Below are 18,631 nucleotides of genomic sequence, written 5' to 3' on the forward strand. Positions count from 1 at the left end.
TTTCAGGCGCGCAAGGTTCAGGGCGCCGAGCGGGGCGGACAGGATTCGGCCAGCACCAGCGAGAACTGCCGCGCCGCGTCCGTCCAGCGCGCGCGCGGCTCCCACCCGGCCGCGGCCAGCAGCATTTGCCCTGAGCGCTTGGTGAACTTGTGGCTGTTCTCGGTGTGGATGCTCTCGCCCGCGCGCATCTCGAAGCGCTGGCCGCTGACGGTAAAAGTCACGTCCGTGCGAGCGACCAGATGCATCTCGATCCGTGCGAAAAGATCGTTCCAGCGCGCCTCGTGGGCGAAGGCATCGAGGGGGATGTCGCCGTCAAGCTCGCGGTTGATGCGGGCGAGGAGATTGCGGTTGAAAGCCGCGGTCACCCCCGCCGCATCGTCATAGGCGGCGAGCAAGACATCCTCGTCCTTGACGAGGTCCATGCCGATCAGCAGCAGCGCCCCCTCGCCCAGGGTCGCGCGCATGGTGCGCAGCAGATCGGTCGCGGTGCGGGCGATCATGTTGCCGATGGTCGAGCCGGGAAAGAAGCCGAGTTTGGGCAGGCCGGCGACTTCGGCGGGCAGTTCCACCCGGCGCATGAAATCGGCCTCGACCGGCAGGACCGGCAGGCCTGGGAACTTCGCGGCCAGCGCCGCCGAGGAGGCGCGCAGGAAATCGCCGGCAATATCGAGCGGGACATAGGCGGAAGGGCCGATTGCCGAGAGCAGCAACGGCGTCTTGACCGACGAGCCCGAACCGAACTCCACCACCGCGCGGCCCGGCCCGATCAGCCCGGCGATCTCGGTGGCACGATTGGTCAGAATCTCGGTCTCGGCGCGGGTCGGGTAATATTCGGGGAGCAGCGTGATGTCCTCGAACAGCTGCGATCCGGCATCGTCGTAGAACCAGCGTGCAGGCACCGCCTTATGGGGCTCGGCAAGACCTGCGAGCACATCGGCGCGGAACGCCAAATCGACCCCGCCTGCATCGCGTTCGACCAGTTTCAGACCTGTCGGCTTCGTCATTTCAGGCGTCCTTGGCGAGGCGGAGCCCGGTGAACTGCCAGCGCTGGTTGGGGTAGAAGAAATTGCGGTAGGAGACCCGCGAATGCCCGCGCACCGTGGCGCAGGATGCGCCGCGCAGCACCACCTGTCCGCTCATGAACTTGCCGTTGTATTCGCCCACCGCGCCCGCGGCGGGGCGGAAGCCGGGGTATGGCAGATAGGCCGAACGGGTGAACTGCCAGCAATCACCGAACAGTCCGGTCGATCCCGTCGGCAGCACGGGCCCCGCGCAATAGAGCTGGTTGCCGCCGCACGGGTCATGCGCCGGGGCGCTGGCGCTGCCATCCTGTCCGCGCGCGATCGCTTCCCACTCGAACTCGGTCGGAAGCCTGCCGCCTGCCCAGGTGGCGAAGGCATCGGCCTCGTAGAACGAGATATGGGTGACGGGCGCATAGGGATCACGCGCCTGCCAGCCCTGATGGGCGAAATGCGCGCCGTCCCCGCCCCAGTAAAGCGGCGCGCCTACCCCGTCGCGCTGCACCCAGCCCCAGCCGTCGGCGAGCCACAGGCGCGCGTCGCGATAGCCGCCATCGGCGATGAATTCCGCCCATTCGGCGTTGGTCACCAGCCGGTCGGCGAGCGCAAAGGGTTCGAGCAGCACGCGGTGTCGGGGGCCTTCATTGTCGAAGGAGAAATTCTCGGTCTGGTGCCCGACCAGCGCGATGCCCCCGGGGTGCACATGCCAGCCGGGGGAGGAAGAGCCGGCGACCGAGGTCGCAGCCGCTGTCTCTCCCCTCCCCGCAGCCGGCCACATGGCCGGGCCGAGCGGGTTCTGGAACAGCGCATGCTTGATGTCGGTGAGCAGCAGTTCGATGTGCTGTTCCTCGTGCGCGATGCCGAGGGCGATCAGCGGTGCCAGCGCGGGATCGGCGAGCAGCGGTTCCATCGCCGCAGTTACGATCGCGCGCCATTCCAGCACCTCGGCCAGCGTGGGTCGCGAGAGCATCCCGCGCGCCCCCCGGGCAATCCGCGCGCCCTCGGCCTCGTAGTAGGAGTTGAACAGGAACGGCCAGCGTTCGTCGTGCAGCCGGTAATTCCGCCCATGTTCGCGCAGCAGAAAGGTTTCCCAGAACCATGTCGTGTGCGCGAGGTGCCACTTGGCGGGGCTCGCATCCTCCATCGACTGGATCGAGGCATCCGCATCCGAAAGCGGCGCGACCAGCGCCTCGGCGAGCGCGCGCGTCGCTGCGAAATGCGCAGCCAGCGCCTGTCCATGGGCCGCCTGTGCCGGAGTGTTCTGCAACTCGCTGCGATGCACGTGCGCCCTCCTCCTCACCACGGATGGACATTCGCAAGATGCCCGCTTCCCGTTACGCAGGAAAGACGCCTGATAGCCGCGCGGCTATCAGAAAATCATCACCAGCGTGAGATTCCCGCTGGAAATCAGGCCGCGTGGCTGATGTCCGCCTCGCGCCTGCCGCCGGCCGCCTCGTTGAGCATCTCGGCCACAAGGAAGGCGAGTTCGAGCGATTGCTCGGCATTGAGGCGCGGGTCGCAATGGGTGTGATAGCGATCGCCGAGACGTTCCTCGGTGATCGCCACGGCCCCGCCGACGCACTCGGTCACGTCCTGGCCGGTCATCTCGATATGGATGCCGCCCGGGTGCGAGCCTTCGGCGCGGTGGACGGCGAAGAAGCCCTTCACTTCCCTGAGGATGCGGTCAAAGGGGCGCGTCTTGAAGCCGGTGTCGGACTTGACCACGTTGCCGTGCATCGGATCGCAGGACCACACCACCGGATGGCCTTCGCGCATCACGGCGCGCACCAGCTTGGGAAGGCCCTCTTCGACCTTGTCGTGACCGTAGCGGCTGATCAGCGTGATGCGCCCGGCCTCGCGGCCCGGGTTGAGATCGTCGAGCAGGCGCAGCAGCGCGTCAGGCTCGAGGCTGGGCCCGCACTTCATGCCGAGCGGATTGCCGATCCCGCGCGCGAATTCGATATGCGCGGAACCCGGGAAGCGGGTGCGATCACCGATCCACAGCATGTGCGCGCTGGTCGCGTACCAATCGCCGGTCAGCGAATCCCGGCGGGTCATGGCCTGCTCGTAAGGGAGCAACAGCGCTTCATGGCTGGTGTAGAAGCTGGTGCCCTTGAGCTGCGGAACGGTCTGGGGATCGATCCCGCAGGCCTCCATGAAATCGAGTGCCTCGCCGATGCGGTCGGCCATCTCGCTGAACTTCTCGGTCCACGGGGTGCGGCCCATGAAGTCGAGCGTCCACTGGTGGACTTGCCTCAAGTTGGCATAGCCCCCGCCGGCGAAAGCGCGCAGCAGGTTCAAGGTGGCGGCGGCCTGCGAATAGGCGCGCACCATCCGGGCCGGATCGTTGCGGCGGCTGACCGGATCGAACTCGATCCCGTTGATGTTGTCGCCGAGGTAGCTCGGCAGGGTGACATCGCCGATCGTTTCGGTCGGCGAGGAGCGCGGCTTGGCGAACTGGCCCGCCATGCGCCCGACCTTTATCACCGGGCGCTTGCTGGCGAAGGTCATCACAACCGCCATCTGCAACAGCACGCGGAAGGTGTCGCGGATGTTGTTGGGATGGAACTCGGCGAAGCTTTCCGCGCAGTCCCCGCCCTGGAGCAGGAAGCCGTGGCCGTTCGCCACGCTGGCAAGGTCCGCCTTGAGCGCGCGCGCCTCGCCTGCGAAAACCAGCGGGGGATAGGACGAGAGGGTCTTTTCAGCCTCGGCGAGCTCCGCCGCATCCTCGTAAAGCGGCAGATGGCGCGCTTCGTGGGCCTTCCAGCTCTCCGGGGTCCAGTTCTCGGGCACGGTCATCGGTCTTTCTTCTCAGGCGCGCGCAAGCATGGCGCGGGGGCGCCCGCTAGCCGAGCGCTGCACGAATTGTAAAGCGGCAATGCCACCGCGGACAACTTTATTTCCCGTGCACAGTCAGCGAACAGAACGATCAGCGCCCGATCAGCGCCTCCTGCGCAGCATTGATACCCGCGCCCGGAGCGGGCGCTGCTTCGGCCAGCGTCTGGCCTTCGGGGATGATCGCCATGCGGAAGAGGCGCTCCTTTGCCAGATAGCGCGCGGCCAGTTCCTGCATCGCGGCAGGGGTGGTCTGCGAGTAATCGGGCAGGATCGAGCGCAGCATCGCGATGCGGGCCGGATCCACCGTCGCGCCTTCGATATTGTAGAGCCAGAACTGGTTGCCGGTCGAGGCGCGCCGGATCAGCTGGGCGAGCGGCTCGGTCACCCGGGCAAGCTCGTCGGCGGTGGGCGGATTGGCGGCAAGATCGGCGGCGATCCTGTCGGCCTCGGCAAAGAACGTCGGCACGAAGGCGGGCTCGAGCTGCGCGAGCGCGGTGATGCGCCCGCCGCTGGGCAGATCGGCGGGCCAGCTGGAGAACACCTGCGGTGCATAGCTCGCCCCCGCGCGTTCGCGCAGCGCGTCCATCAGGCGGTTGTTGAACAGCTGGGTGAGGATTTCGAGCTGGCGGCTGGTGCGCAGGTCCTCGGTCCCGCCGCCGCTGCGCCAGGCGACCACGGCGGCGGCCTGGTTGGCATCGCCGCGGTGGGTGAGGACCGCGGGCGCCGCGCCCGCCGGCGCAAAGCCGGGCACGCGTGCGGCGATATCGGCCGGGACCGGCTCGCGCGGGGCGAGCGCGCCAAAGGTGAGGCGCAGCTGTTCGGTCACGCTGGCCTTGTCGAATTCGCCGAACACCAGCACCTCGACCGGGCCCTGCCTGAGGAGCGGCTCCCACACGGCGCGGAATTGCTCGGGAGTGGCTGCCTTGAGCGCCGCCGGATCGGGCGTCGCAAACCGCCCGTCGCCGCCGGTCACGAGATATTCGAGATCGCGGTTGAGCACTCCGCCCGGGCTGGTGGCATAGGTGTTGTAGGCAAGCTCCGCCCCGGCCTTGGCGCGCAGCACCGGGTCCTTGTCCCAGCGCGGCATGCCCAGCTTGGCAGCGAAGAGGTAGAGCTGGTCGTTCACATCTTCCGAACGGGTCTGCGCGGTGAAGGTGAATACGGCATCGTCGATGTTGAAATCGAAGCCCAACTTGCGGCCCGTGGCCAGCCGGTCGATCTCGTTCTGGCCGAGCTCGCCAAGGCCCGATCCGACCAGCGCCTGCTCGCCAAGTTCGGCAAAGACTGCAGTGCCTGCGTCGAAGGCGCGCCAGCCGGCACCGAAGCGGACCCGCACGGTCACGCGGCCCGGCTCGGCATCATTGGCCCACAGCAGCGCCTTGACGCCGTTGGCGAAATCGACCTGTTCGACCTCGAGCACGCCCAGTGCGCTCTGGCCGGTGATCGTGCCGGGTTCGCCGACCGGCGGCAGATCGGCAAAGGCGATCGCCTCGCCCGCGACGCGCGCCGAGCCGTCGGCGGCAGCCCTGGCGGCAAGCGCGGTGCGGAACGCGGCGACATCGGCCTCGCCCGCCGCGGGCGTCACATAGACCCCGCGCGTCACCGAGCCCTGGAACAGCGCGCGGGTGCGCTTGAGCACGGCAGCCGGCGTGAGGCGCGGCTTCACCCCGCGGAACACCCCCAGCACCACCTTGGGCGCGGCAACGGTCTCGCGGATGTCGACGGCGTTGACGAGATTGTCGGCAAGGTCGCTGCCCGATTGCACGCTCTCCTGCTCGACCTGGTTGGCGAAGACCACGTCGAACTGCGCGATCTCGCGGTCGATCTCCTCCTGCGTGGGCGGATTGGCGATGGCATCGGCGACGACGCTGCGCACATCGGCGAGCGCGGCCTGCCAGTCGGCCGAGAGCGGCGCGAAGGTCACGAAGGTGGCGTCGACCGAGCGCGAGACGTCGTCCTGCTGGACCTGCGCGTAGAGGAAGCTCCCGCCACCCCGCGCGCGGCTCTCCAGCCGCCGGTTGATGATCGCCTGCGCCACCGCATCGGTCAGCAGGCCTTCGTTGTAGACGATCGTGTCCTGCACCGGCCGCCACGGGCGCAGGATCGCATAGGTGAGGCTGCGCGGCAGATCGGGCTCGACGCCGACAGCAAGCTCGCCGATCGGGGCAAGGCCGCCGCCTGCGGGAACCACCGCACCCGTGGGTGCAAGCGGATCGCCGAACCTGGGCGCGACATCCGGCGCGCCGGTGCCCTGCCAGTCGCCGAACCACTGTTCGACGAGCCCCGCCAGCACCAGCGGATCGGCATCGCCGGCAACGACGATCACGGTGTTCTCGGGCCGGTACCAGCGGTCGTAGAAAGCCTGCACCGCGCCGCCCGTTGCCCCGTTCAGCGTCGCGTCGGTGCCGATCGGATTGCGCACCGCGAGCCGCTGGCCGGCAAAGAAGGTCTGGCGGGTCAACTCGCCGGTGCGCTGCGCCGCACCCCCGCGCTCGCGCTTTTCGGCGAGCACGATCGGACGTTCGGCGGCGACGTTCGCATCGGACAGCACCGGCTCGCGGATCATGCCCGAAAGCAGCTTGAAGCTCTCTGCCAGCTTGGCATCGTCGATATTGGGAATGTCGAGCTTGTAGGCGGTGTGGGTCGGGGTGGTTTCGGCATTGGTGTCGTTGCCGAAGGTCGCCCCGAGCCGCTGCCAGGCGCCGATCGCCTCGGCCTTGCCGAGATATTTGCTTTCACGGAACAGCAGGTGTTCGAGAAGGTGCGCATAGCCCTGCTCGCTGTCGTTCTCGTGGATCGAGCCTGCATCGATGCGCACCCGGATCGAGACCTGACGCGGCGGCACGCCGTTGCGGCGCACGGCGTAACGCAGGCCGTTCTTCATCTGCCCGAACAGCCACTTGTCATCGACCGGAATGTCCGAGCCCTTGTAGAGCCACGCGTTCCCGGCAGTCTGGAGCGACCGGGGCGCGGGCACCGGCGGAACGGCGGGCTCGGCGGCGGCGGGCGCCTGGGTGACGGCGTGCGCGGCGTTCACCGCCGGCTTGCCGACCTTGTCCTTCCCGGGCGCCGTGGCCTGTTCGGCAAGCACGGGCTGGAGCGCGACCAGCGGGGCAAGGAGAAGGGCGAGCGCGCGCAGGGCGCGGGAATGGGACGTCATGGCGCGGTCTATAGGGCGGCAAAGTCTGAAGCGATAGTGAATGCTTATCGCACAATCCGCTCGGCTGCCGGTCCCCCGGGGCCTGCGGCTTGCCCTTGCCCCTTGCCGGCGCGCACCCTAGATGGGGGCCATGTTCATCGAAACCGAAACCACCCCCAACCCCGCGGCGCTCAAGTTTCTGCCCGGCCAGACCGTGATGGCCGCCGGCAGCCGCGAATTCGCCACCCCCGAAGCCGCCGAGGCAAGCCCGCTCGCCGCCGCGATCTTCGATACGGGCGAGGTGGTGAACGTGATGTTCGGAACCGATTTCATCAGCGTCACTGCCGCGCCCGGTGCCGACTGGGCCGCGCTCAAGCCGCAGGTGATCGCGATCCTGCTCGACCATTTCGTCTCGGAAGCCCCGCTGTTCGCCGCCGCCACCGCAAGCGGGATCGCGGTCCCGCCGCCCGAGGAGGACATGGCGGTAGAGGAACGCCCCGAGGATGCCGAGGTGATCGCCGCGATCAACGAACTGCTCGAAACCCGCGTGCGCCCCGCTGTGGCGGGCGACGGGGGCGACATCGCCTATCGCGGCTTCCGCGACGGGGTTGTCTACCTGACCCTCCAGGGCTCGTGCGCGGGCTGCCCGTCGAGCACGGCGACGCTCAAGCACGGGATCGAGGGCCTGCTCAAGCACTACGTCCCCGAAGTCACCGAGGTGCGCGCGGCATGACCGTCCAGTTCCACGATCACGCGCTGTCGGCAGAGGCGCTCGACCAGCTGTTCAATGCGGCGCGCAGCTACAACGGCTGGCTCGACAAGCCGGTCAGCGACGAACAACTCCACGCGATCTGGGACCTGATGAAGATGGCCCCGACATCGGCCAATATGCAGCCGGTGCGGATCGTGTGGGTCAAGTCGCCCGAGACCAAGGCGCGCCTCGCGGCCTGCGTGATGGAGGGCAACAAGGCCAAGGTCCTTGCCGCGCCGGTGACCGCGGTGATCGGCTACGACATCGACTTCCACGAGGAACTCCCCTGGCTCTTCCCGCATACCGATGCGAAGAGCTGGTTCGAGGGTGACGAGAAGGCGCGCGAGGAAGGGGCGTTCCGCAATTCCTCGCTGCAAGGCGCCTACCTGATGCTTGCCGCGCGCGCGCTGGGGCTTGATTGCGGGCCGATGTCGGGCTTCGACGGGCAAGCGGTCAATGCCGCCTTCTTCGCCGATGAACCGCGCCACCGCGTCAACTTCATCTGTTCGGTCGGCTACGGCGATCCGGCGAGCATCTTCGCTCGCTCGCCCCGCCCGGACTTCGCGCGCTTCAACCGCATCGCCTAAGCCGCTTGCGCCCGCCGCCGCGCTGGGGCAGGGCGCAGGCGCAATGCGGATACTCGCGATCGAAACCGCCTCGGAGGCCTGCTCGGTCGCCCTGTTCGAGGGCGGGGGGCGGATCGCGCATGACCACCGCGTGATCGGCCGCGGCCATGCCGAAGCGCTGGTGCCGATGATCGCGGCGCTGCCTGGCAAGGGGCGCGCCGGGCGCATTCTCGTCAGCCTTGGTCCCGGCAGTTTTACCGGAGTGCGCATCGGCCTTGCCACCGCGCGCGCACTGGGCTTCGCGTGGGGCGCCGAGGTGCTGGGCTTCCCCACCCTCGCGCTGATCGCCGCGCAGGCGCTCGCGATCCGGCCCGGCGGCGGCGTCACGGTCTGCACCAATGGCGGGCATGGCGAATGGTTCTTGGCCGATTTCAGTGCCGACGGTTTGCCACTGGGCGAGGTCGCCTCGCTCGCTCCCGAAGCCGCCCGCGCCCGCCCGCAAACAGCGCTCGTCGCCGGCAACCGCGCCGCGGCGCTGGCCGAGGGGACGCAGGCCGAAGCGCTCGACCTGCTGCCCGATGCCGGCGCGGTCCCGTTGCTGGCCCCTGCGCTCCTCACCCCCGCGCTCGCGCCCATCTATGGCCGCGGGCCGGATGCGACGCCGATGAAGGCGCAAGGGGCCGCATGACCCCCTCGCCCGCCCTCCTCGACCGGATCATGGCGGTGATGGAGGCGGCCTTCGATCCGGCTTACGGCGAGGCCTGGAACCGGCGGCAGGTCGCCGACGCGCTGGCGATGCCGAGCACCCATGCGCTGGTGGTCGATGCGGCGGGGATGCCGATCGCGGATGAGGCTGACCCTGCCCCGGCCCCGGCCGGCTTCGTGCTCACCCGCCACGTGCTCGACGAGGAGGAGCTGCTGCTGATCGCGGTCACGCCGGGCGCGCGGCGCCGCGGGGTGGGCGCGGCGCTGGTCGAACAGCTCTTCGCGGTTGCCCGCACCCGCGGCACGGCGCGCGTATTTCTCGAAATGCGGCGCGGCAATCCGGCTATCCACCTTTACCGCAAGTGCGGTTTCGCGCCGATCGGGGAGCGGCGCAACTATTACCGCATGGCTAACGGTGAACGGATCGACGCGATTACTTTCGCGCGAACAATCGAGTAGCCTCGGCTCATCGCGAAAAGGTGAACAAGCAAAGCAACCTAGTTGCAACGATTGCTTTACTGCGCCATGGCGCAATAACCGGCGCACCAGAAAGACGCCTGCGAGGAACTCATGCAAGATCTGGAAATCGATATGAAAGAAACGCTTATCACGCTGACGAGCGACATTGTCGCTGCGCACCTCAGCAATAATGATGTTGCCGTCGCCGATGTCCCCGGCCTCATCACCAACGTCTATGCCGCACTCGCCAATCTGGGCGAGACGCCGGTTGTCGAAGAAGCCAGGCCGCAGCCTGCCGTTGCGGTGCGCAATTCGGTGAAGCCCGATTACATCGTGTGCCTTGAAGACGGCAAGAAGCTGAAGATGCTCAAGCGCTATCTTCGCAGCAATTACAACATGAGCCCGGAAGAATACCGCGCGCGCTGGGGTCTGCCGGCCGACTATCCGATGGTCGCGCCCAACTATGCCGAAAAGCGTCGTGATCTGGCCAAGAAGATCGGGCTGGGCCGCAAGCCCGGCACGCCCGCGCCCAAGCCGCGCCGCGCCAAGAAGACCGCCTGAACCCCGGCTCTTGCGGGTCGCACGCTCCGAGCCGCCCCTGTTGAGAGGGCGGCAGGGGCCGCTTGAGCATGCAGCCTCTCGCCTGTAGGGGTGGGGTTGCAATGCTTTTGGGCGGCCCAACCCGCAAGGGCGACGGCGCGCGGCGATGGAGCTTTTCTTGACCCACAAGATCGATCTCGAACAACTCTGCGCGGAAAAGGGCCTGCGCATCACCGAACAGCGCCGGGTCATCGCCAAGGTGCTTTCGGAGAGCGAGGACCATCCCGATGTGGAACTCCTCCACAGCCGCGCCGCCGCGATCGATCCGCGCATCTCGATCGCCACGGTCTACCGCACCGTGCGCCTGTTCGAGGAAGCCGGCATCCTCGACCGTCACGATTTCGGCGACGGCCGCTCGCGTTATGAACCCGTGCCCGAGGCGCATCACGATCATCTGATCGATGTCGAGACCGGCAAGGTCGTCGAATTCGTCGATCCCGAGGTCGAGGCGCTGCAACGCCAGATCGCCGAGCGGCTGGGCTACCGGCTGGTCGACCACCGCATGGAGCTCTACGGCGTGCGGCTGTCGCGCAATGACTGACTGGGATCTGCGCCAGGCCGCCGCGCGCGGCGAGGTGACGCCGGTCAGCCTCGCCGGCTGGCTGCGTATCGCCGCGCGCTCGGCGGGGCTCGTCGCGCTGCTGCTGGTGTTCGTGCCGCTCCACTACCTCTACCGCGCCTTCTCCTACGGCTCGCCCTTCCCGATGCTGTTCCTGCGCTATGCCGCGCGGGTCTGCGGGGCGCGGGTCAAGGTGGTGGGGACACACTTGAAGCGCGACGTGTTCTTCGTTGCCAACCACATCTCCTGGGTCGACATCCTTGCCCTTGCCGGGGCGAGCGGGACCGCCTTCGTCGCCAAGGCCGAGCTTGCCGCCGCCCCCGTCGTCGGCTGGCTCGCCAGCCTCAACCGCACGGTGTTCGTCAAGCGTGAGCACCGCATGGGCGTGGCCGAGCAGATCAACGCCCTGAAGGAGGCGCTGGTCGACAACTGGTCGGTCACCGTCTTCCCCGAAGGCACCACCACCGACGGCCAGTCGCTCCTCCCCTTCAAGACCTCGATGCTCTCCGTCCTCGAGCCGCCCCCGCCCGGCGTGCTCGTCCAGCCGGTCATCCTCGACTACGGACCCGTAGCCGAGTGGATCGGCTGGATCGGCGAGGAGGGCGGCTTCAACAACGCCAAGCGCGTGCTCTCACGCAAGGGCAGCTTCGCGGTCCGGCTCCACTACCTCGAGCCCTTCAGCCCTGAGGACTTCAAGGGCCGCAAGGCGATCAGCATCGAGGCGCGGCGCCGCATCGAGGAGGCGCTGGTCGAGGTCCGCGGCCACCCCTTGCGCCCCTTCGCGCACAGCGTCGCCCCGGTCCGCTACGAGCCCAAGGCCGAGACCGCCGACTGACCTTCGCCCGCAGCGCCCGCGCGTGTAGGAGACAATGAGACACTGTCCTGGGGCGAAAAACCCGCCGCCCGCACCGGCATGGCCAGAGCTTGGGCAAGAACTGCGGCAAGAGGGGCGACCGGGTGCGTCATGGCGGCGATTGTGTCACCGCCCGCGCCTGTAGGAAAGCCCGCAATGTCCTCACCTTGGGCGCACGCCAATCACAACCCGGCGCGCACCAGCCAATCGTGGAAAATCCGCACCGGACGGCTCTCCAGCGCCACCGGCTTGCACACGAACCAGTAGGAATAGGGGCTCTCGACCGGCGCGCCGGGCAGGTTGATGAGCCGGTTGTCATTCGCCCGCCGCAGGTGATCATCGTGCATGATCGCGATGCCGAGGCCCTGCGCTGCCGCCTCGAGCATCAGCGCGCCCGAATCATAGTGGTCGATCGCGGCCGGGTCCATCGTGTCGAGCGCGTTGGCCTTCTTCCACGCGACGAAGCTCTCGGGCAGTTCGTTGTGGATCAGGAAGGTCTGCTTGGACATCACCTCGGGGGTGATGTCGGGGCCGATCGCGCGCGCGGTTTCCTTCGAGCAGATCGCGTGCACCAGATTGTGGTCGAGCCGCACCGCATGCAGCCCGCTTGCCGGTCCCCGCGACAGGATGATCGCCGCATCGAGGGTGTCGCCCACACGGTCTTCAAGGTGCGGTGCGGTGTCGATGTCGATATGCAGCAGCGGGTGGCGCTTGCGCAATTCGCCGAGGCGCGGAAACAGCCGCTGGCTGCCGAACATCGGCAACACGCCGAGCCTGAGGCGCAGCAGCGCGATATTGTCCGACTGGCTCTCCACCGCCCGCGCGAGCGCTTCCATATGCGGGTTCACCGCCTCGTAGAAGGCCTGGCCCTCGTCGGTCAGCTGCATCGATTGCCGCGCGCGGGTGAACAGCTTCTTGCCGACGAATTCTTCCAGATTGCTGATCCGCCGCGACAGCGCCGAGGGAGAAAGCCCGATCTCCTCGGCCGCCGCCCGGGCAGAGCCCAGACGCACCGTGCGCATGAAAGCCTCAAGGGCGCGAAGGGGCGGCAGGCGACGGGCTGGCATTCTCATATCTCCTCACTTGCAGAAGATACGGGCCGGCGCGCGCCGGGGATGCAAAAAATCGAAGAAAAAATGTGGAAGGGCACAAAAAGTTGCGCCTACTGCACCTCTGCCTCGGTCACGGGAGGGTGCAGCCGCAGGCGCGTGACGTGGGTTTCATCGCCCGCCGTCACTTCAATCCGCCAGCCGCTCGGATGTTCCAGCACCGTGCCGACCGGCGGCACCGCCTCGGCGAGAACGAAGGCAAGGCCGCCGATCGTATCGACCGCCTCTTCCACCTCGGCAAGGCGCGGGTCGATCTTGTCGGCGATATCGTCAAGCTCGGCGCGCGCGTCGATGTCCCACATGCCTTCGCCGATCGGCGTGATCAGCTCCTGCGGGGTCTCGTCATGCTCGTCCTCGATCTCGCCGACGATTTCCTCGACAAGGTCCTCGATGGTGATGAGACCATCGGTGCCCGAGAATTCGTCGAGCACGATGGCAAGGTGCACCCGCTGGGTGCGCATGTCGGCCAGCACATCGAGCGCGCCGCGCGCCTGCGGCACGTAGAGCGGCTGGCGCATCAGCGTGGTCCAGTCGGCCGGCGGCGGCGTGCCATTGGCAAGGAAGGGGAAGACGTCCTTGATGTGGACCATCCCGATCACGTGATCGAGCGTCTCGCGGTAGACCGGCATGCGCGAATGGCCGTGCTCGGAGAAGGCGGCGACCAGTTCTTCCCAACTGATCGCGGCATCGACCGCGATGATCTCGCCGCGCGGCACGGCGACATCATCGGCATCGTGTTCGGAAAAGTGCAGGAGATTGCGCAGCATCTGCCGCTCCACCCGCGACAGGTCTCCGCCCGTGGCCGCGCCCTCGCCCGGGCCGCCGTTCTCGTCCTCGTGCTCGTCGATCGCTTCCTCGAGCTGTTCGCGCAAGGACCGCGCGCCCTCGAAGCCGAGCATCTTGCGAAGCGCGGACATCAGCCCGCTGCTACTACTGTCCGCCTCTCCCGATGGGGATGCGGACGAATGGGAATCGGCCATGGCCTTGCGAGTGGCTCCTGTTGGTGTCAGCCGCCATATGGGTCAGCGATGCCCAGTTTGGCAAGTATGCGGGTTTCCAGCGCCTCCATCGCCTCGGCCTGTTCGTCGCTTTCGACGTGGTCGTGCCCGGCGAGGTGGAGCAGGCCGTGGACGATGAGGTGCGTCGCGTGGGCTTCGAGCGTGACGCCCTTTTCCGCCGCCTCGCGCGCGCAGGTTTCGCAAGCGAGCGCGATATCGCCGAGCATTTCGGGCGGGCCTTCCGGGGCGAGTTCTTCCAGTTCCTCGCGCTCCAGCATCGGGAAGGACAGGACATTGGTGGGCTTGTCGCGCTGGCGCCATTCGCGGTTCAAGGTGTGAACCTCGGCATCAGAAGTGAACAGCACGCTGGCGACAAGGCGATGGTTGGCGAGCAGCGGCTCGCCCTCGCCCGCAGCGACCGCAGCCCGGGCGGCGAGCGCTTCCCAATCGCCTCGGGGCCAGTCTTCGATGTCGATATCGAGTTGCATGGGTCGCGCCCTTAGCGCGGATTTGATCGGTGAGAAATGTTGGGAAACGAACCGCGATCAATCTTCGTCATCCCAGCGGTTGCGAAGCACAGCCGAAGGCTGAACGCTGGGACCCAGCGCGGCAAGCGATGTCCTGTGCGGCCCCAGGGCCCAGCTTTCGCTGGGGTGACGGATGCGGGCGAGGCTCTACTCGCCCTCGCCGTCCTTGCCCTCGTAAGCCTCGACGATCCGGCCCACGATCGGGTGGCGGACCACGTCGGCGGCGGTGAAGCGGATCGTGCCGAAGCCTTCGACGCCCTCGAGCCGCTCGACCGCGTCGTTGAGCCCGCTCATCCGCGGGCCGCCCGGGATGTCGACCTGCCGGGGGTCGCCGCAGATCACCATGCGGCTGTTCTGGCCGAAGCGGGTGAGGAACATCTTCATCTGCTCGCGCGTGGTGTTCTGCGCCTCGTCGAGGATGATGAAGCTGTCGGCGAGCGTGCGGCCGCGCATGAAGGCGATCGGTGCGATCTCGATCTCGCCATTGGCGAGGCGGCGCTCGACCTGTTCGGGCGGCATGCAGTCGTTCAATGCGTCATACAGGGGCCGCAGGTAGGGATCGACCTTCTCCTTCATGTCGCCGGGCAGGAAGCCGAGCTTTTCCCCCGCCTCGACCGCCGGGCGCGAGAGGATCAGGCGCTGGACCGAGCCGGTGATGAGCTGGCTGACGGCCTGCGCGACGGCGATATAGGTCTTGCCGGTGCCGGCCGGGCCGAGGGCGAAGATGATATCGTCCTTGGCAAGGCTGCGCATGTATTCGATCTGCGTTGCAGACCGGGGCACGATGGTCTTCTTGCGGGTGCGGATCATGATCGGCGGGGCGCCGTCATCGCCCGAGATGATGCCCTCCAAGGTCGGTTCGGCCGACATCGCGATCAGCGCCTCGACCGCGCCGCTATCGAGCGCCTCGCCGCGGGCGAGCCGGTCGTACATGGTCTTGAGCGTCTCGCGCGCCCGGGCGACGTCGTCCTCGGGCCCCTCGATCACCACCTGATGCCCGCGGGCGTGGATGAAGACCCCGAGCCGGTTCTCGACCTGCACCAGATTGGCATCGAACTGGCCGAACAGGGGGCCGAGCAGCGCCTGGTTCTCGAAGGTCAGATCGACACGCGCGCGCCGCTGTGCCGGAATGCCACGGGGGTCAGGCGAGAGCGCCGGATGCCCGGCACGGGAGGGTCGTCGGCCCATAAGGTCCTTTGGCTGCGGCAGAAGGACGATCCCTCGGCCCTTGAGTCGCGAGCCTAAGCTGCGCGCGCGTCATGGCAAGCCGGGTGCGGCGAGATGGTGGTGGAAAGTCACGGGGGTGACATCTTGACCCCGGGCGAGCGGGCGCCGGGGCGCTCACCCGCCGCGGATATGCCCCAGCACGTCCGCGCCGCGTCCGTCGAAGGCGTGCACCGCAAAGGCTCCGCCCGCGTGGACGTAGTGGAGGAACATCTGCTTGTGCACCCGCCCGGCCAGCGGCTCGCGCCAGTGGGGCACGCGGTGCCCCTTGACGATGATCGCCGAACCCGGCGCGAGCGTCACCGCGATGGTCTCGCCCGCCAGATCGGTCAGGCAGAACGGCCAGGGCTGGCCCGGCGGATCGCTCCCCACCGTCACCGAGACCGTCACCTCGCACGAGGCGCGGTCGGTGTGGGCCTCGAGCACCGCGCCCTTCCGGTACAGGCGCCAGTAGGCATAGGTCTCGACCAGGGCGCAGCCGATCGCCGCCTCGACCGCGGGGCGGCAATGGCGCAGGTACAGCTCGCCAAGGCCGGGGGAATATTCGTCTTCCGCCCCCGCGACATATTCGCTGGGGGCGAGCGCGCCGCTACGCTGCGAGACGTCCATCGCCGCATCGAGCATGGCGACATGCGAGGCTTCGAGCAGCCCTTCGATGACGACGAAGCCGCGCGTATCGTAAGCGCCCGCCGTCACCCGCGCGGCCTCAGAGTGCCGCCGGCGCGCGCACACGTCCGCGCAGCGAATTGGGCCCCGCTTCGGCCAGCGTCACCTCAACCAGATCGCCGATCCTGTGATCGCCCTCGAAGTGCACGCTCTGGAGCCACGGCGACTTGCCGAGCCACTGGCCCGGATGCCGCCCGGTGCGCTCGACCAGCACCAGGCACCGCGCGCCCACGCTCGCCTGATTGAAGGCGTATTGGTGCGCGCCGATGCGCTGCTGGAGACGCTGGAGGCGCTCGTCCATCACTTCCGGCGCGATCTGGCCGTCCATCGTCGCGGCAGGCGTGCCGGGCCGGGGCGAATATTTGAAGCTGAAGCAGGCGGCGTAGCGCACCGCGTCGACGATCCCCAGCGTCTCGGCAAATTCGGCCTCGGTCTCGCCCGGGAAGCCGACGATGAAATCGCCCGACAGCGCGATATCGGGGCGTGACGCGCGGAAGCGCTCGATCAGCCTGAGGTAGCTTTCGGCGGTGTGCTGGCGGTTCATTGCCTTCAGGATGCGGTCGCTGCCCGCCTGCACGGGCAGGTGCAGATAGGGCATGAGCTTGTCCACTTCGCCATGCGCGGTGATGAGGTCATCGTCCATGTCGTTGGGATGCGAGGTGGTGTAGCGGATGCGCGCAAGGCCATCGATCCCCGCCAGCACCCGGATCAGCCCGCCCAGCCCGATGCGCCGTCCCTTGTCGTCCTCGCCCGCCCACGCATTGACGTTCTGGCCGAGCAGCGTGATCTCCTTCGCGCCCTGCTCCACCAGTTTGCGCGCCTCGGCGACCAGATGGCTAAAAGGCCGCGAGATTTCCGCGCCGCGGGTATAGGGCACCACGCAATAGGTGCAGAACTTGTCGCAGCCTTCCTGCACGGTGAGGAAGGCGCTAGGGCCCCGCTTGGCCCGCGCAGGCAGCGCGTCGAACTTGGCGATGGCGGGCATGTCAGTATCGGTCGCGCGCTCGCCCTGTGCCGCCTTGTCGAGCATCTCGGGCAGGCGGTGATAGGCCTGCGGGCCGACCACGATGGAGACCGAGGGCGCGCGTGCCATGATCTCCTCGCCCTCGGCCTGCGCGACGCAGCCTGCGACCGCGATCAGCGGCTTCTTCCCCGCTTCCTCGCCCGCCTTCACCAGCCGGCCGATGTCCGAATAGACCTTCTCGGCGGCCTTTTCGCGGATGTGGCAGGTGTTGAGGATGACGAGGTCCGCCTCCTCCCCCTCGGGCGCGGGCGTGATGCCACGTTCCGCCAGCAGCTCGCCCATGCGCTCGCCGTCATAGACGTTCATCTGGCAGCCGAAGCTCTTGACCCTGTATGTAGCCGGAGGACTTTGGGGGGCGGAGGTGGGTTTCATGAAGGGTGCGCCTTTAGCGCCAAGCGGGGATGCGTTCAACGCCCGCGAAGCTGCGGTGGTTCGGTTTAGCCGCGTCGAAGAACGCTCTCAGCCCAATGTTGCGCCCACAGGGGTGAGTTGCCCGATGCCATGACCTCCTCGGCCAGTCCGCGCTCATAGGCGTGCAGGCCCGCGATACCCTCGGCGTGGAGGATGCTCCGACGCCTGATGACTTCATTGCGAAGCTCGGCCGCATTCATTTCGCGATGCGGCCAATAGATGAGGTCAGTGGTGAACGCATCGCCAAGACAAGCAGACAGATAGCTCAGAACACGCTGATAGACAGCCTGATCGTCCAGCCGCAGACGCTCTTCAAGCGCGAGCAAGTCAGCGATTTCGGACGGTTCCAGATCGGTGATCGGATCGGGCAGAGGCAGTGCGATGATGGCCGCGAACTCTTCCGGCCCGCTGCCGCCGTGAAAGCTCGCCCAAAAGCCGGGTTCCTCACGAAAGCCGGTCAGCGCCTCCAGCTCGTCCATGATCGGATCAAGCGGTGCGCGCCTTGTCTCTGCCGCATCCGAGGCGCGGCTTGCGAGGTCGGCAATCTGCGCCAACCGCGCCGGATCGGGCGTTGCCGTGATCTGTGCGATCGCGCGCCCGATCCGGTCGGTTGGCATTGGCGTCAGGCGACCGTCGCCTTGACGATCTTGCCGGGTGCGCGCGGCGGTTCGCCCTTGGGGATGGCGTGGACGTGTTCCATGCCGCTGATCACCTGACCCCACACGGTGTACTGCTTGTCGAGGAAGCGCGCGTCGTCGAGGCAGATGAAGAACTGCGAATTGGCGCTGTTGGGGTTCTGCGCGCGGGCCATCGAGCACACGCCTTCGACGTGGGGCTCGGCGTTGAATTCGGCGGCGAGGTCGGGCTTGTCGCTGCCGCCCATGCCGGTGCCGGTCGGATCGCCGCCCTGCGCCATGAAGCCCGAAATCACGCGGTGGAAGATCACGCCGTCGTAGAAGCCTTCGCTCGCCAGCTCGGTGATGCGCGCGACGTGGCCGGGGGCGAGATCGGGGCGCAGCTTGATGACCACATCGCCGGTCTCGCCGGTGCCGTTGTCGAGGGTGAAGGTGAGGGTTTCGGCCATTTTCGTGTCTCCTGCGCAAAATTTGCCCGCGCTTTTAGCAGCCATCTCGTCCCTGTCACCCTCTGCCCTTGCTTTTGCGCCTTGCCTCCGTAAACGCCT

The 18,631-nt window shown here is 67.6% G+C and carries 19 protein-coding genes; 7 read left to right on the forward strand and 12 right to left on the reverse strand.

Annotated elements, in window-relative coordinates; all coding sequences use genetic code 11:
- Positions 1 to 17 precede the first annotated feature (17 nt).
- From egtD to D620_RS0110095, 4 genes are all read right to left on the reverse strand, one after another.
- Complete coding sequence (gene egtD, locus D620_RS0110080) at positions 18 to 1,004, reverse strand: L-histidine N(alpha)-methyltransferase (RefSeq protein WP_017665680.1); 987 nt, start codon at positions 1,002 to 1,004, stop codon at positions 18 to 20.
- A gap of 1 nt (position 1,005) precedes the next feature.
- A complete protein-coding gene (gene egtB / locus D620_RS0110085) occupies positions 1,006 to 2,301 on the reverse strand; it encodes an ergothioneine biosynthesis protein EgtB (protein ID WP_017665681.1) in 1,296 nt (431 codons plus the stop codon).
- Between the two features lie 125 nt (positions 2,302 to 2,426).
- The gene (locus tag D620_RS0110090) at positions 2,427 to 3,812 is read right to left on the reverse strand and encodes a class II 3-deoxy-7-phosphoheptulonate synthase (protein WP_026092114.1); all 1,386 of its coding nucleotides are present in this window, start codon (positions 3,810 to 3,812) and stop codon (positions 2,427 to 2,429) included.
- Positions 3,813 to 3,948: 136 nt separating this feature from the next.
- Positions 3,949 to 7,017: a M16 family metallopeptidase gene (locus D620_RS0110095; protein ID WP_017665683.1), complete on the reverse strand. Its 3,069-nt coding sequence runs from the start codon at positions 7,015 to 7,017 to the stop codon at positions 3,949 to 3,951.
- A gap of 130 nt (positions 7,018 to 7,147) precedes the next feature.
- Between D620_RS0110095 and D620_RS0110100 the strand changes: the two genes are divergently transcribed.
- From D620_RS0110100 to D620_RS15160, 7 genes are all read left to right on the forward strand, one after another.
- The gene (locus D620_RS0110100) at positions 7,148 to 7,729 is read left to right on the forward strand and encodes a NifU family protein (protein ID WP_017665684.1); all 582 of its coding nucleotides are present in this window, start codon (positions 7,148 to 7,150) and stop codon (positions 7,727 to 7,729) included.
- Positions 7,726 to 8,334 carry a malonic semialdehyde reductase gene (locus tag D620_RS0110105; protein WP_017665685.1) on the forward strand — a complete coding sequence of 203 codons (609 nt, stop codon included), beginning with the start codon at positions 7,726 to 7,728 and terminating at the stop codon, positions 8,332 to 8,334. Before D620_RS0110100 ends, D620_RS0110105 begins: the two co-directional genes overlap by 4 nt.
- A 43-nt stretch (positions 8,335 to 8,377) precedes the next feature.
- Positions 8,378 to 9,001: a tRNA (adenosine(37)-N6)-threonylcarbamoyltransferase complex dimerization subunit type 1 TsaB gene (gene tsaB, locus D620_RS0110110; protein WP_017665686.1), complete on the forward strand. Its 624-nt coding sequence runs from the start codon at positions 8,378 to 8,380 to the stop codon at positions 8,999 to 9,001.
- A complete protein-coding gene (locus tag D620_RS0110115) occupies positions 8,998 to 9,477 on the forward strand; it encodes a GNAT family N-acetyltransferase (protein WP_017665687.1) in 480 nt (159 codons plus the stop codon). Before tsaB ends, D620_RS0110115 begins: the two co-directional genes overlap by 4 nt.
- Before the next feature lie 111 nt (positions 9,478 to 9,588).
- Entirely contained in the window at positions 9,589 to 10,038 is a 450-nt protein-coding gene (locus D620_RS0110120) for a MucR family transcriptional regulator (RefSeq protein WP_017665688.1), read from the forward strand.
- A gap of 157 nt (positions 10,039 to 10,195) precedes the next feature.
- Complete coding sequence (locus D620_RS0110125; protein WP_155800105.1) at positions 10,196 to 10,618, forward strand: Fur family transcriptional regulator; 423 nt, start codon at positions 10,196 to 10,198, stop codon at positions 10,616 to 10,618.
- A complete protein-coding gene (locus tag D620_RS15160; RefSeq protein ID WP_017665690.1) occupies positions 10,611 to 11,471 on the forward strand; it encodes a lysophospholipid acyltransferase family protein in 861 nt (286 codons plus the stop codon). The genes D620_RS0110125 and D620_RS15160 overlap by 8 nt, the downstream gene beginning before the upstream one ends.
- A 200-nt stretch (positions 11,472 to 11,671) precedes the next feature.
- Here the strand turns inward: D620_RS15160 and D620_RS0110135 are convergent, their stop codons facing one another.
- The 8 genes from D620_RS0110135 to D620_RS0110170 all read right to left on the reverse strand — a co-directional run bounded on the left by D620_RS0110135 (position 11,672) and on the right by D620_RS0110170 (position 18,532).
- The gene (locus D620_RS0110135) at positions 11,672 to 12,556 is read right to left on the reverse strand and encodes a LysR substrate-binding domain-containing protein (RefSeq protein WP_081596574.1); all 885 of its coding nucleotides are present in this window, start codon (positions 12,554 to 12,556) and stop codon (positions 11,672 to 11,674) included.
- Between the two features lie 95 nt (positions 12,557 to 12,651).
- Positions 12,652 to 13,515: a transporter associated domain-containing protein gene (locus D620_RS0110140; protein WP_017665692.1), complete on the reverse strand. Its 864-nt coding sequence runs from the start codon at positions 13,513 to 13,515 to the stop codon at positions 12,652 to 12,654.
- 89 nt (positions 13,516 to 13,604) lie between these two features.
- The gene (gene ybeY, locus D620_RS0110145) at positions 13,605 to 14,084 is read right to left on the reverse strand and encodes an rRNA maturation RNase YbeY (protein WP_017665693.1); all 480 of its coding nucleotides are present in this window, start codon (positions 14,082 to 14,084) and stop codon (positions 13,605 to 13,607) included.
- A 186-nt stretch (positions 14,085 to 14,270) separates the two neighbouring features.
- Positions 14,271 to 15,311, reverse strand: coding sequence for a PhoH family protein (locus tag D620_RS0110150; protein WP_017665694.1), 1,041 nt, complete (start codon positions 15,309 to 15,311; stop codon positions 14,271 to 14,273).
- Positions 15,312 to 15,464: 153 nt separating this feature from the next.
- Positions 15,465 to 16,043 carry a hypothetical protein gene (locus tag D620_RS15835; RefSeq protein WP_155800106.1) on the reverse strand — a complete coding sequence of 193 codons (579 nt, stop codon included), beginning with the start codon at positions 16,041 to 16,043 and terminating at the stop codon, positions 15,465 to 15,467.
- Positions 16,044 to 16,053: 10 nt separating this feature from the next.
- A complete protein-coding gene (gene miaB, locus D620_RS0110160; protein WP_026092117.1) occupies positions 16,054 to 17,409 on the reverse strand; it encodes a tRNA (N6-isopentenyl adenosine(37)-C2)-methylthiotransferase MiaB in 1,356 nt (451 codons plus the stop codon).
- 65 nt (positions 17,410 to 17,474) lie between these two features.
- Positions 17,475 to 18,065, reverse strand: a complete 591-nt coding sequence (locus D620_RS0110165) for a hypothetical protein (RefSeq protein ID WP_017665697.1) — start codon at positions 18,063 to 18,065, stop codon at positions 17,475 to 17,477.
- A 5-nt stretch (positions 18,066 to 18,070) separates the two neighbouring features.
- A complete protein-coding gene (locus D620_RS0110170; protein ID WP_017665698.1) occupies positions 18,071 to 18,532 on the reverse strand; it encodes a peptidylprolyl isomerase in 462 nt (153 codons plus the stop codon).
- Positions 18,533 to 18,631 lie beyond the last annotated feature (99 nt).

Origin of the sequence: Porphyrobacter sp. AAP82, from assembly GCF_000331285.1 — a bacterium.
Taxonomy (GTDB): domain Bacteria; phylum Pseudomonadota; class Alphaproteobacteria; order Sphingomonadales; family Sphingomonadaceae; genus Erythrobacter.